Raw genomic sequence first — 13,541 nt, forward strand, 5'->3', positions numbered from 1 at the left:
CCTACTGGCAAGACGGTCCATGCGTCACCAAAAAGGGGTTGCCGCCATTTGGTTTGCAATTAGCCTTGTCCCTGTACTTGGTATCACGTTTTTTGCCGTAGAGGGCACTCGTTATATTCACGAGACAAGCCGTTTACGTGATGCTGCACAAAGTGCGGCGTTGGCGATTACGATTGACGATAAAGCAAACCAAGCGGACGCCTTAGCTACTCGATATATTCAAGATTATGTGCGGGATATTTCCCATGTCGATATTACTACGCTCAGAACATACCAAGAGCCGGATGAGGACGCTGGAGTCTTAGAAAAAATTCAATATTCAGTACAAGTGACCACAACCCATAATTCTTGGTTTGCCAGTAATTTGATCCCCTCATTTAAAGCGCAGGAGAAACTGGCAGGACAAGCCGTTGCAGCGAAGTATCCGTACTATTTGGGTGACAAAATCATTGACTTGGTTTTAGTGAGTGACTTTTCGGGCTCAATGAATTGGAAGTGGCAAGGTAAAGTCAAAATCAACTTACTAAAAGGAGCCGTTGAGCAGATATCTGACCGTATTTTAGTCCCGAGAACCGGTGAAACCGAGGTGCTCAATCGGGTGGCGATTGTGCCGTTTAACTTGAGGGTACAAGAGAAAATGCAGGGCTCTCTTTTTTCAAGTAGTCAAGTCAGATACAGAAACGATGTGAGAACAAATGTCTCATCGGTAACCTATGAACAAGTGGACTGGTCAGCTTGGGCTAGTTCCTCTGAGAGAGATGTAGAGCGTTGTGCCGCTTGGTGGAGTTGGTGGTGTAATAGCCAGCAAAAAGAACAAGCACGACGAGTTCTCGACGTATTAGATCAAAATGGCAGCAGCAACTATCTGGAGGTGCCGGTTTACATTGATTACGCTACATCGGTGAATGATATGTTTAACGATAAGGTGTCGGATCCGAACATTAATTTCCATTTTGATTCCAACAACAACAACCTTTATAGAGATAGCTTAACAAGCCCTGGCAAGAATGGCTTTTATACTATTCCGCTTACTGCGGACAAAAGTAAACTTGCAGAAATGCAAGGAATGCGAGCCGGAGGTGGTACGGCTGCTTATCAAGGTTTATTGCGTGGTTTTCAAGCCATGGATAAAGGGCGTCCCGCCAGTGGAAGTACTGAGGATGAGATTGAACAATATAACGAGCGGCTGAAAATGCTGATCGTGATCAGCGATGGTGAGGAAGACCCATTTGGAAATATTTTGCCAAACCTTGTTGAACAAGGCATGTGCGATAAAGCGCGAGCGCACTTTGAATCAGCGAAGGGCTACTTATACATTGGCGTAATTGGGGTGGATTTTCAGGCATCGGCACAAAGCGGCTTCCAAGATTGCGTGCTGAACCCAGATGAAGACATTATTGATGTAACAGAAACGGAAGATTTTATTAAAAAAATCGAAGAATTAATTCAAAAAGGATCTCGTGGTACTGGTGAATCGAGACTATATGGGTGAAAGATATGACCAATAAAAAAGTAATGGCAGTAATGCTGGTGGTCGGTTTTACAACGTTAAATGCCAATGCCAATGCCAATGCCAATGCCAACGACATCAGTTCAACATTAACAGAGTACTGCGCCACTGCGTTTTATGAATATTCGCATTCAATCACAGTCGGAGAAGTGACGGGCGTTGGCACACATCGCAATGGTTTTTTGCAAGTGACCGAAAAAAGCGATGACCAAGCTCTTAAACAGGCACTGATGAAAAAATCATCACTGTTAACCGATCCGAGTGAATGTTTAACCTATATCTCAAACTTAGGTATTGCACAATTTAGTGGTGAAGTGGGTGACAAGGGACAACTGGTTGCACGGGTTCACTTTGCTTTTGATCGTTTCAATCTTTCATCATTGGCTAGAGATGTGTTAAGCAGTGTGGCGCGTCAATTGGCTCTAAGTAATTATCGAGTGACGGTTGAAGGGCATACTGACTGGATCGGTACCGATACTTACAACCAAGAGCTTGGCTTGAACCGCGCGCACAGCACCGCCAATGAATTGGTGAAATATGGGGTGAAACGGGAAAATACAGAGCTGAAGTCATTTGGTGAATCTGAACCGATTGCTAGCAATGAAACCCCCCAAGGACGCTCTAAAAACCGCCGAGCGGATGTCTACATACCAGCTGAAGAGCGAGAGTCACCAAGCCATAAAGCTATCCCATAACCGCTATATTACCCCCCCCCCCCCCCGTGCTTCTACACGGGGGGGGGGAGTTTTTTCCTTACTTCAACACATACTTCTATTAGAACTGGCGCTTTGGGGATCAATCTCAAACCGCCATGGTATTGCGTTTGATGAACCAACCAACTATCTTCCACAATAAAACAGTTAACAGCGTCCCCACATAGCCATCAATGGCGTAATGCCAACCTAAATGTACCGAGCCGATTTGTATCAGGATAGCAAAAGCGTAAGCAAAGTAACCGAGCTTTTTATTCAGTCTGCAAATGGACAACGCCATCAATACAGACATAGATACGTGCATACTCGGCATCGCGGAAATACCAGAGCCAAAACTATTGGCATTCTCTAGGTATTCATGCCACAGGTAGTCTTGTGTCGACAAAGACCATAAAGGGGATGCGCCAATGTTCTCCAGATACAGACTTTGAGCGGTGAGTAATTTCATCAACGGTGCGTACTGAGCGTCACCGGTCAAAAGTTCCATATAGCAAGGGCCTGCAGAAGAAAATAAGGTAGCGAACCATATACTATTTATCATCCATAGCAGTGCGAATGTGAGCAGAAATTGCAATCTCAATAATGGAAGTTTGTAATAGATGCAAAAAAAGAATGCGCTCCCCCACATTAGAAAAAACCATAGGTTGTAAGCAAAATTGATACTAAGTGAAGCCCACGGGCTAGAGAACAAGCTATGAGTCAATTCCCATGGTGCAACGCCAAAATGAAGCAGCCTATCAAGCTCAGCAAAGGTATGATCCCATTTGAATGGATTTATGAGTGGGATAAGCGATTTCAGAAACGTATGGTTAGTTACAATAAAATTGATAGCGAGCAACGATAAAAAAATAGAGATGGTTCGGTATAGAGGGAAAAATAGTTGATGAACTTTTTTCTTAAAATGATTCAAAGGACGCTTTTCTCGTTGGACCAGTAAATAGAAATAATAATACATACCTGCCCCTAAAATAGCGGCGCAAGTCGTAACTGTGAAGAGGTGGTAATAAGTAGAAAATGAGTAATTGATAGGGGAATCAAGGTACCAAGAGCAAAAGTAAATAATGGCAGTAGATCCGAAACTGTATAGATAAAAAATGATATCAGTACTCAGTTCATCCTTTACTGATTTTATCCAAGATGACGTTTTTTGCTGCCAACTGAGGTTGAGCTCGTAATTATTCTCTTGTTCCATCGATGCTCCCATCTTCTTATTTTTTATTAGAGGTATAAGTTTAGCTGAGAAAACGGGCATTTGTATTTAAGTGCCCGTTAAGAGTTTGTCGTTTAAGATTTTTAAATCATGCTCGTGACAAGGCCTGCCGCCACAAAAAACACGATCATCCACAGCACCGAAAGGTTGAGCTTTTTGTGTAGATAGTAACTCGCAACCACTAACGCCATGTCGATGGGAGCAACAACTGCGCTGCTAAATACTGGCTGGTAAAGTGCCGCGAGTAGTAACCCTACTACCGAGGCATTGACACCGTTGATGGCGCCGGAGACCAGCGGTTTACCTGCCAGTGCTTGCCAGTTTTTAAGAACGCCAAGCAGTAAAAGAAACCCTGGGAGGAATACGCCAAGCGTTGCGATCAGCGCGCCTAAAATTGGCGTATCCGAAAGCTCATAACCAATAAAAGTCGCAAAGGTGAACATTGGCCCCGGTACAGCTTGTGCAGCGGCGTAGCCTGTTAAAAATGCATCTTGGCTGAGCTGGTCGCCAACAATGTTTTGCAGAAGCGGCAGCACTACATGACCGCCACCAAACACTAAGCTACCAGCTTGGAAAAAATCACTAAACAGCCCAAGCAAAGGCAACGTATGAGCTACTAACGGTAAGCCGAGTAAAAGCACCGCAAATAGAGCCAATGGCGCGATAGACGGTTTAAACGGCTCGGCTGATGGCGCGGAGTCTTTCTTCAGATATCGCGTACCGACAAAACCTGCTGCGAGCAACACGAACATTTGCGTCATGATGCTTGGTGCCACCAGCAACGCAATCGCAGTCGCGACGCACAAACCCGCGGTCAGTTTGCTTTGGCAGAAGTTTTTGTACATGCCCCAAGTCGCATCCGCCACGACGACGACTGCGAGCAGTTTTAGGCCGTGAACGATGTTTTGGAACACTGCGGTGTCGGTGATTTGGCTGCTCACCATCGCCAGCGCCAACATGATGATCACCGAAGGAAGCGTGAATCCGACAAATGCTGCGCATGCGCCACCTAAACCGCCGCGTTTATAACCCAATGCAAAGCCGACTTGGCTTGATCCCGGTCCCGGCAAAAACTGACTGAGCGCGACAATTTGCGCGTACTCGCTGTCATCAAGCCATTTCAGTTTCTCAACAAAGGTTTGGCGAAAATAACCAATATGAGCCGCAGGGCCGCCGAAGCTGAACCAACCCAGCCAGAAAAAAGTTTTGAAGATGGTGAACATGTTGAGCCTGTTTATCTAAAAAGCATTGTTGCTAATTTATCGGATGCTCTAAAATGACTCAAATTGATAGATTTAATTTCATTTATGAATGAAATGGGATGAAGGTGTTGAGGTGAAAGAGGACATTCAGTGGCGCAACATTGACTTGAACTTATTGGTGACGTTTTCCTACTTGTATCGACATCGAAGCGTTAGCGTCGCTGCAGAGAAAAGTTACGTTAGCCAGTCGGCGATGAGTCATAGTTTGTCTCGTTTAAGGTTGTTGTTTGACGACCCGCTTTTTGAGCGAAAAGGACATAAGATGGAGCCCACCGAGCACGCTCACCACATCGCGCCAACCGTGCATCATTTGCTGGACTCTATCGCCAAAGACTTGCTCACTAAGTCTGCCTTCCAACCTGAAAATTACGCGGGTGTATGTCGCATTGGGTTAACGGATTATGCCGAGTTTATTTTTGCTCCTCGGCTTTATGACGAAATACGCCAGCGCGCACCAGAGGCCCAGATCAGTTTTATTAACGTCAATCGTAGCAACTACGTGGCATTAACTGAGCACGAAAAGCTCGATGTCATTATTGGCAGCATGCCGGTGTTAGATGACAACTTTGAGAGCTTGTACTTGTACACGGAAAAACACGTGTGTATGTGTGATAAACAGGTATTGAAAGGGGAAATACAGCTGTCTCTGGAAGCGTTCGCGAACATAGAGCAAGCTCTGGTAAGTCCCGATGGGAGCTTAAAGACACAAGTAGACCAAAAGCTCGCAGAACATGGCTTGAGCCGTAAAGTCACCGTGGCGTCGCGCAACTTTCTCACTATTCGGCATTTATTGAAAAAGCGCGATCTCATTGCCATCGTGCCAGAAAAAATGGCGTTGGCGGAGGGCTTTTCGGACGATCTCATTACTGTTAAGCCGCCGATCGCCGTTGCGGATTTTGATATTGCCATGCTGTGGCATTCCAGCCGAAACAATGAAGATAAAGGCATTTGGCTACGCGAGTTGGTTTCTTCGACCATCACCTCTCACATATAAAAAAGGGCACCAAAGGGTGCCCAGAATGTTTGTCATTGAGAGTCTGTGTTATACCGCTTGCGAAGCTGGCGCGGCTTCTTTTATACGCTCTTCCTGATTTAATGATTTTTCGTATTGGCTGTACTTCCACCAAGCAAAGCCAAGGAAAATCACGATACCGCCAACGTTGTAGAAAATGATGGTCATGATGTCGGCCCCAGTAGGGAAGGTCGATGCTAAGAAACCAACCGTAAAGATAGCGATCAGTACCGATACGGTAGCAATGCCCATTTTGCGTGAGCCCATTTTGAAATCACGCTCGACGTGATCCAGTTTCAAGCGCAGATTCAGGTACGCCAACATGATGAACAGCGGTGGCAGCATCGAGGCGGCTGCCGTCATGTTGATCACGGTGTTCATCAGATCTTGAGCGGTGTTAGAACCTAATGTTGGGATGATCATCAATGGAATAACGATAAGGAACTGATACCAAGCTGCGCGAGCTGGTACGCCGTTTTCGTTCAGCTCTACGGTTTTCTTACCAAAAATGCCTTCTGGAATCTCAGAGAAGAAGATTTTCACTGGCGTTGCCGTCCACATCAGTAGAGATCCAAACATAGCAGTGAAGGATACCAAGCCTACGAAGCGGTTCATCAATATTTCTGGCAAACCAAAGTACGCAGCCAAACCTTCAAATACTTGAACCGATCCGCCCGTGTATTTTAGGGTTTCGCTAGGAACAAACACGTTAATCAAAACAGACGCGACTGAGTAAAGCACACCGATAAAGATACCTGCGATGATGATGACTTTAACAAACGATTTCGAGCCGCCTTTCACATCGTTTACGTAAACCGCGACCGATTCCGCACCGCCTGCCGCCATAAAGATCCATGTAGTAATGCCTAAAAATGCCCAGCTGAAATCAGGGATCATCGCTTCTACGGTAATTGGATCAGCCGGTTCTACGCCGCCGATCAACGCAGCGCCAGCCAGTAAAATGTACGACATTGTCAGTAGCAGCATGAGGGAGGAGGTCACCGACGTAATTGGCCCCAACATTTTCGCGCCGTTTGTCGATACGTAGGTCGCAAACGCAAACAAAATCATACTGAGCACGGTAGTGGTGAATGGCGTCAGAATGTATTCATAGCCCAAGAACGCGTAAGACGCATAAGCGATAACACGCGGCAGCAAGGACGTGAAGAAGAATAGGTTAACGAACCAGTAAGTGTAGGCAGAGATAAACGCCCAGCGACCGCCAAGTGAGCTTTTTACCCATGCGTAGACCCCCGCTTCAGAATCTTTATTCAGAGATACGAATTCTGCGATGATCAAACAGAAAGGGATGAAATAAAAAATGGTCGCCAGAAAGAACATTGGCGCAGACGCTAGACCGATCTCGATGTTGTTATTGATTACGTTATTAAAGCTAAATACTGCAGCAAAGGTGAGGGACAACAACCCGAATTTGCCTATCGTATTACGTTTGGATTCAGACATGTTCTATCTCCGGTGAATCACGTTGGAATTGTAGGGAGGAAGGGCTTGTAATGCTGTGACCACAGCCCTTCTCTTGTTTTATTTATTTAGGAAGTAGCCATCTTCAATGGTCACTTTGAGCACCACTTTTCTTACGCGGTTGTCTCCATGGAAGCGGTACGCTTCACTGTTTTCAAAAATCGCCACTTGGCCTTCGCAAAGCTCACGTGTTTCACCCTGACCAGAAAAAAATTCGCGGTCGGTTTCATCACGATAAGCTTGTTCTAGTGTCAAAGCGGTTTTATCCGCGAACTCAACGGTTTCTCGGCCTTCGAGGTAGTAATGCACATCGAAGTAACGACGGTTACCGATGAACGTTTCGGTTTGTTTCGCGAGGCCATCTTCAACCATGTAAACCAGTGAATCGCCAATCGAGTGCATCACGCCATCTTTGATGTTGCCGATGTTGCCAATGGCTTCCACACAGCGGTTCCATTTACGACCGTTGCGATATACCTGTTTGAATTGCTCTAAGCTGTCTAACACGATCATGGGTTACGCCTCGTTGACTGGTTGAGTATTGGTTTGAGTGAAAAACGCGTTGTCGAAATCATGGTTTGCCATCACTTGTGCGTTGCAATCGCCTGCTTGCAGTGGCATCAGCGTCAAACCGTAACGGAATTCGTCTATGTACACGCGGTAAGAGTCGAGCACTTCGCTGCCCCATGAGTTCGAGCCTAACCCCATCACTTGATGGTCAAGGTTAAGGGTGATGTAGCCACTCTTTTCTAGCTCGATCGTATGTTGTGCTTCATGCAGATTTTGGTTGGTGTAGAACCACGCGCTGAAGTTGATTTCTTGCTGAGGTTTCACCAATAACCCTGTGCCACGACGGTTGGTGAGTGAGGCCCATCGCACGTGTTGGCGGTTGCCATTGTTTTGCGGGAACGGGTAGTTCTCGAACATGTCCGCCACGTTGGTGTGGTACAGATCGATGATGTTGGCTTGGCGGCTGTCTTGATAGTTCTCTTCAGGGCCGCGACCGTAGTAGCTCACTTGGTCAAAGCTGCCGTTGATGCCCAAATCCAAGCCGATGACCGGAATCACGTGAGGGTAGTCGCCGTAGCGCTCGCCACTCAGTTCCACATTTAAATGGCCTTGCGCGTTGATTTGGTAGCGGTAGGTACAACGCATGCCAAAATCGAACACAGGTGGCGCAACAATGCTGCTGGTGGTGATCAGGATGGCATCTTCGCTCGCTTCCACGCTCAGCGTGCGGAAGTGTTCCTGCATGATTTGCAGATGCGCAGGGTGCCACAACCCTTCGTACTCTTGTTTGTGGTTATCAATCATTGGTTTGAAGAAGTTCAATCTTGGCTCTGATTGAATCAACTCTTCACCATTCACACGCCATGAGGTCAGTTTGCCGTTTACTTTCGAGAAAGTGAGCGTGAAGTTATGACCTGTGATCACGTGCTCTAGGCGGCTTTCTTCAAGCACCAAGGGTTGAATATTGTGGTTGACCAGCGCAGGCAACGTCGCGGAGTTGTTTTTCAGTTGGAACTGATACACCGCAATTTCATGGTTGGCTTCGCTGTAAAGCGTGCGACTGTCTTTGCGTACGGTGAAGTTAACAAAGGCTTCGCGCTCATCCAATTCTGGCAAGTCGATGGTCACTTTACGTTCGCTGTTGGCGACCAAAGCTTCGACTTTGAATTGCACGCTACGCAGGGTTTCACCTTCGGCACGCACGTCAGCAGTAATGGTGTAATCATCGAGGTTGGTGAACCACAATTTGTTCTCAACGATAAAGCGGTCATGGCAACCTTCAACGGCGCGGATTTTCACCGGTGCAATGACTTGTTTGTATTCTTTCAGGCCAGGGCCCGGGGTTTGATCTGGGTAAATCAGACCATCCATGCAGAAGTTGTAGTTGTTTGGGTAGTCGCCATAATCGCCGCCGTATTTGTAGAACTCTTGGCCGTGCTCATCACGCGCTAGAATGCCGTGATCACACCATTCCCAAACGTAGTGACCTTGAATGTGGTCGTGCGCATAGAACACGTTTTGGTATTCGGTTAAACCACCCGGCCCGTTCCCCATCGCGTGTGCGTATTCGCAGATGATGCGTGGCTTCTCGTGTGGGTGTTCGCCAAAGTAATTCATCAGTTGAGCGCGTGAGTACATCGTCGAAATCACATCGACGACTTCAGCATCGCGGTCTTCTTCGTAGTGAACCAAACGGGTGTCATCAATTGCTTTGGTCGCGGTATACATCGCACGGATGTTACAGCCATAACCCGATTCGTTACCGAGTGACCACATGATGATAGAAGGGTGGTTTTTCTGTGCGTGCACATGGCGCACTGCGCGATCAACAAACACCGCTTCCCATGCTGGATCATTGGTGATACGGCTCAGGTCGCCAACGTTGGCAAAGCCGTGGGTTTCCACATCGGTTTCTGCCATCACAAACAGGCCGTAAATATCACACAGCTCGTAGAAGCGTGGGTCGTTCGGGTAGTGTGCGGTGCGAACCGAGTTGATGTTGTGTTGCTTCATCAAAATCAGATCTTTTTCCACGCGGTCCATGCCCACTGCGCGACCTTTTAGGTGGTCGTTGTCATGACGGTTTACACCATGCAGCATCACGTATTGATTGTTGATGTAAAACAGGCCATCGCGCACTTTGATGTCACGGAAACCCACGCGTTGTGGGATCACTTCCACTACGTTGCCTTGGTGATCTTTTAAGGTAATGAACAAGTGGTAAAGGTAAGGATTTTCAGCCGTCCAATGTGTTGGGCTCACCATATCAATCGCAAAGCTTGTTGAGTGGTGGTTTTGGATGGTCAGTGAATCGCATTGACCACTGGCTACGACAGTGCCTTTGTCATGCAGCGCGTATTCCAGCGTGTAGCCAGACGCGATAGCGGTAGAAAGATTTTCCAATTCGATTTGAGCACTGAGCGTCGCACTTTGGTAATCGTCGGCGAAATCGGTGTGAATGGTGAGATCTTGGACGTGAACGTTCTCTTTTCCGATTAGATAAACATCACGGAAGATCCCCGCCGTCCACCACATGTCTTGGTCTTCAATGTAAGTGGAATCGGCCCACTGCATCACGCGTACAGAGAGTAAGTTTTCGCCTTGTTGGACGAACTTGGAAATGTCGAATTCCGCTGTGAGTCGGCTGCCTTTGCTAAAGCCGACGTACTCGCCGTTTACGTACACTTCAAAGTAGGTTTCCACGCCGTCGAACTTGATGATGGTTTGTTGGTTATCCCACTGTGGACCAAGTGTAAATGTGCGTTGATAAGCGCCCGTTGGGTTGTCGGTTGGTACAAACGGGACGTCGATCGGGAATGGGAAGCCCTCATCGGTGTATTGCAGATCGCCGTGGCCTTCCATTTGCCACATGTTTGGGACGGTAATGTGTCCCCAGTCATTCATTGTTTGTGAGTAAAACTCATCAGGTACCAACATTGGGTTGGTGAAATAACGGAATGTCCATTGGCCGCTGAGCAACATAAAGCGGCGACTCAGTTCACGTTGAAAGGTTTGTGCGCTCTGAACAGAGTCGTAGGAGAAAAAGTACGCACGCGGTGCCATACGATTCTCGTGTAAGTGTTGGAAGTTTTCCCAATTGTTCACGTTTTGATCTCCCCTCGGCTTGGTGCGCTTATGTTGGAGTGCGGATTGGTTCCATCGCGGCTCAACATCAGTGCAAAAACAACGGCCGATGTATTGTGAAAAATGCTTATGAATAATCTGAGAAAGATATTAGTAAAAGTTTTACTAAAATAAATTAGTGAAAACGTTTTACTTTAACTTGGTCACGTTTTAAATGACCAATGTTGAGCAAGATGTGATCAGCGTAAAGGAATGCGTTCTAGATTGTTTTGGAAAGTAAAAACAGTAAAAATTCGGTAGAAAATAAAAGAAGAAATAAAAAAGCACTGAAAATTCAGTGCCTTATTTGAGCAGTTTTGAGGGTGTTTTTATCGAGTTGTGCCGCGTAGCTTGAGCTTGCTTGGAACGTACACTTGAAGGGGCAGTGCGCGTCCGTCACGGTATTTTTCTACTAACAAGTTCACGCCTTGAATACCCATCATTTCAGAATGAATACGAACGGTAGATAGAGGAGGGAAGGTAAAACGCGCGGTAGGAATGTCGTTCACGCTGATCAGCGCAATATCATCAGGAATGTTTAAACCAAACTCATGCACTGCTCGTAACACACCAATCGCAATGGAGTCCGAAGCAATGAACATCGCTTTTGGGAAATTGCCTTTGGCCAGCATCTCTTTCGCTAAGTCATAACCGGACAAGCTAGAGAAATCGCCACGATAAATGTCGTCTTCAGAAACCACACCTTTTAGACTGCCGTAGTCCACAAACGCATTTTCACGAATGTCTGCGGTGTTGGGCTCGTCTTGTCCACCAATAAATCCGATGCGCTCGTAGCCTTGTTGCACAAAGAAATCAACCACTTGCTTGCTGATTCTTACAAGGTCGATATCAACGCAATCGTAAGGGCTAGTTGGATCTGAAAAGTCGATGTAACAGATGCTATCGGCTAAGCGTTTAGGTAACTTATTGACTACCTTTTGGTCGACTTTCCCGACTAAAAGGACTCCCGTGATCTTTTGCGTTTCAACATCAATTTCGCTGTTGTAGCAATTGGTTAGCGTAATGCCGAGTTTATCGCATTGAGTTTCAATCCCATGACGAATCGACAAGTAGTACGGGTCATTCACTTCTGCTTCTTGTTTGTAATTGTACAAGGCCAAAAAGTGATGTTTTTGCTTGGCTTCTTTGGTGGCTTTCTTCGAGCTGCTGGTGCGGTACTCCAGCTTTTCTGCGATTTCTAAAATGCGGCGTTTGGTTTCTTCTTTAACGCTCAACGTCGGATCGTCATTCAAAACTCTCGATACGGTTGCAAGTGAGACGCCCGCTTCAGTGGCGATATCTTTTAGTGTTGCCATGTACATTTCCCGTTGGCATTGCTCACAGTCCAAGTGAGAACTCAATAATCTGGCTATTGTAAACAGCTACTTAGGGATGCACAAACTTTTAGTAAAATCGTGCGTTCCACGAAAGAGAGCGGTATCTGCTCGACTCATCTTCACTGCTCATCATCTTCCCGGTTTAATTTAACTAAAGTCTGCATCTAAAATAAGGCTTTCGTGCAATTTTGTGGAAACGTTTACACAATTTGAATTCGATCACGGATCTGGATCGAGATTGGTTGCTAGACTTTTAGCCAGTTAAGAAATGGGCGTACTGATTCGATGCAATGGCGATTGGCTTTTAGCGCATCAGAGTGAGGTATGAACAGAAAGCAGCAAACGTGGAGAAGCAAAAGTGAAAGTTCTTGTCACAGGCGGTATGGGATATATCGGTAGTCACACTTGCGTTCAGATGATTGAAGCGGGAATAGAACCTATCATCGTTGATAACTTGTGTAACGCCAAACTGGAAGTGTTAAACCGTATTGAAGCGCTGACTGGCAAACAGCCTGAGTTCCACCAAGGTGACATCCGTGACGAAGCCTTTTTGGATACGGTATTCGCGCAGCACGACATCCAAGCCGTGATCCACTTTGCTGGCCTCAAAGCGGTTGGCGAATCGGTGGCAAAACCACTTGAGTACTACGACAACAACGTCAATGGCTCATTGGTGTTAGCGCGCAGCATGCGTAAAGCGGGCGTGAAAAGCATCGTATTCAGTTCATCGGCAACGGTTTACGGTGACCCTGAAATAGTGCCGATTACGGAAGATTCACCAACAGGCGCAACCACCAACCCATACGGACGCAGCAAATATATGGTGGAGCAGTGCTTAAGCGATCTGTTCCATGCTGAAAACGACTGGAGCATCACCTTACTGCGTTACTTCAACCCAGTTGGCGCGCACCCATCGGGCTGCATGGGGGAAGACCCACAAGGCATTCCCAATAACCTGATGCCATTTATCGCTCAAGTCGCTGTTGGTCGCCGAGAAAAACTCGCGGTATTCGGTAACGACTATCCAACCCCTGACGGCACTGGCGTGCGTGATTACATCCATGTGATGGATCTGGCCGACGGCCACATCGCCGCATTGAAATCGGTGGGTGAGAAATCGGGTTTGCACATTTACAACTTAGGTACAGGTAAAGGCTCGAGCGTACTTGAGATGGTGGATGCGTTCGCGGCCGCTTGCGGTAAACCAGTGCCTTACGAGTTATGCCCGCGTCGTCTTGGGGATATTGCTGAATGTTGGGCAAGCACGGAAAAAGCTGAGCGTGAACTAGGCTGGAAAGCAACACGCACGGTAGCTGAAATGACTGCCGATACGTGGCACTGGCAGTCAAATAACCCTAGTGGCTATTCCCCAGAGTAATTGT

The 13,541-nt window shown here is 46.9% G+C and carries 10 protein-coding genes; 4 read left to right on the plus strand and 6 right to left on the minus strand.

Annotated features, from left to right (window positions below; translation table 11 throughout):
* Positions 1 to 19 precede the first annotated feature (19 nt).
* Positions 20 to 1,492, plus strand: coding sequence for a pilus assembly protein (locus tag ACF8CV_RS18960; protein WP_138938284.1), 1,473 nt, complete (start codon positions 20 to 22; stop codon positions 1,490 to 1,492).
* Between the two features lie 5 nt (positions 1,493 to 1,497).
* Positions 1,498 to 2,205, plus strand: a complete 708-nt coding sequence (locus tag ACF8CV_RS18965) for an OmpA family protein (protein ID WP_169602423.1) — start codon at positions 1,498 to 1,500, stop codon at positions 2,203 to 2,205.
* 106 nt (positions 2,206 to 2,311) lie between these two features.
* Here the strand turns inward: ACF8CV_RS18965 and ACF8CV_RS18970 are convergent, their stop codons facing one another.
* Positions 2,312 to 3,415 (minus strand): phosphatase PAP2 family protein, encoded by a 1,104-nt coding sequence (locus ACF8CV_RS18970; protein ID WP_169602421.1) that lies wholly within the window; start codon positions 3,413 to 3,415, stop codon positions 2,312 to 2,314.
* Between the two features lie 101 nt (positions 3,416 to 3,516).
* Positions 3,517 to 4,656, minus strand: coding sequence for a chromate efflux transporter (gene chrA, locus ACF8CV_RS18975; RefSeq protein ID WP_392416495.1), 1,140 nt, complete (start codon positions 4,654 to 4,656; stop codon positions 3,517 to 3,519).
* Positions 4,657 to 4,768: 112 nt separating this feature from the next.
* Between chrA and ACF8CV_RS18980 the strand changes: the two genes are divergently transcribed.
* Positions 4,769 to 5,689 (plus strand): LysR family transcriptional regulator, encoded by a 921-nt coding sequence (locus ACF8CV_RS18980; RefSeq protein WP_079882698.1) that lies wholly within the window; start codon positions 4,769 to 4,771, stop codon positions 5,687 to 5,689.
* A gap of 48 nt (positions 5,690 to 5,737) precedes the next feature.
* Here ACF8CV_RS18980 and ACF8CV_RS18985 read toward each other — a convergent pair whose 3' ends face one another.
* From ACF8CV_RS18985 to ebgR, 4 genes are all read right to left on the minus strand, one after another.
* On the minus strand, positions 5,738 to 7,171 hold the full coding sequence (locus ACF8CV_RS18985; RefSeq protein WP_005456559.1) for an amino acid permease: 1,434 nt from the start codon (positions 7,169 to 7,171) through the stop codon (positions 5,738 to 5,740).
* A gap of 78 nt (positions 7,172 to 7,249) precedes the next feature.
* Complete coding sequence (locus ACF8CV_RS18990; RefSeq protein ID WP_025605201.1) at positions 7,250 to 7,702, minus strand: beta-galactosidase subunit beta; 453 nt, start codon at positions 7,700 to 7,702, stop codon at positions 7,250 to 7,252.
* Between the two features lie 3 nt (positions 7,703 to 7,705).
* Positions 7,706 to 10,804: a beta-galactosidase subunit alpha gene (ebgA, locus tag ACF8CV_RS18995; RefSeq protein WP_140278355.1), complete on the minus strand. Its 3,099-nt coding sequence runs from the start codon at positions 10,802 to 10,804 to the stop codon at positions 7,706 to 7,708.
* A gap of 347 nt (positions 10,805 to 11,151) precedes the next feature.
* Entirely contained in the window at positions 11,152 to 12,138 is a 987-nt protein-coding gene (gene ebgR, locus ACF8CV_RS19000) for a transcriptional regulator EbgR (RefSeq protein WP_140070140.1), read from the minus strand.
* Positions 12,139 to 12,517: 379 nt separating this feature from the next.
* On the opposite strand from ebgR, the gene galE reads away from it, so the two are divergent.
* Entirely contained in the window at positions 12,518 to 13,537 is a 1,020-nt protein-coding gene (gene galE, locus ACF8CV_RS19005) for a UDP-glucose 4-epimerase GalE (protein ID WP_053315139.1), read from the plus strand.
* The last annotated feature ends 4 nt before the right edge of the window (positions 13,538 to 13,541 follow it).

The sequence above is a fragment of the Vibrio sp. zbq_1 genome, assembly GCF_043102935.1.
GTDB lineage: Bacteria > Pseudomonadota > Gammaproteobacteria > Enterobacterales > Vibrionaceae > Vibrio > Vibrio parahaemolyticus.

Excerpts from the sequence above, each read along its gene's own strand:
- ACF8CV_RS18985 (WP_005456559.1), bottom strand. The coding sequence starts at position 7,171 with ATGTCTGAATCCAAACGTAATACGATAGGCAAATTCGGGTTGTTGTCC.
- ACF8CV_RS18965 (WP_169602423.1), top strand. The coding sequence starts at position 1,498 with ATGACCAATAAAAAAGTAATGGCAGTAATGCTGGTGGTCGGTTTTACA.
- chrA (WP_392416495.1), bottom strand. The coding sequence starts at position 4,656 with ATGTTCACCATCTTCAAAACTTTTTTCTGGCTGGGTTGGTTCAGCTTC.
- ACF8CV_RS18960 (WP_138938284.1), top strand. The coding sequence starts at position 20 with ATGCGTCACCAAAAAGGGGTTGCCGCCATTTGGTTTGCAATTAGCCTT.
- ACF8CV_RS18990 (WP_025605201.1), bottom strand. The coding sequence starts at position 7,702 with ATGATCGTGTTAGACAGCTTAGAGCAATTCAAACAGGTATATCGCAAC.
- ebgR (WP_140070140.1), bottom strand. The coding sequence starts at position 12,138 with ATGGCAACACTAAAAGATATCGCCACTGAAGCGGGCGTCTCACTTGCA.
- ACF8CV_RS18970 (WP_169602421.1), bottom strand. The coding sequence starts at position 3,415 with ATGGAACAAGAGAATAATTACGAGCTCAACCTCAGTTGGCAGCAAAAA.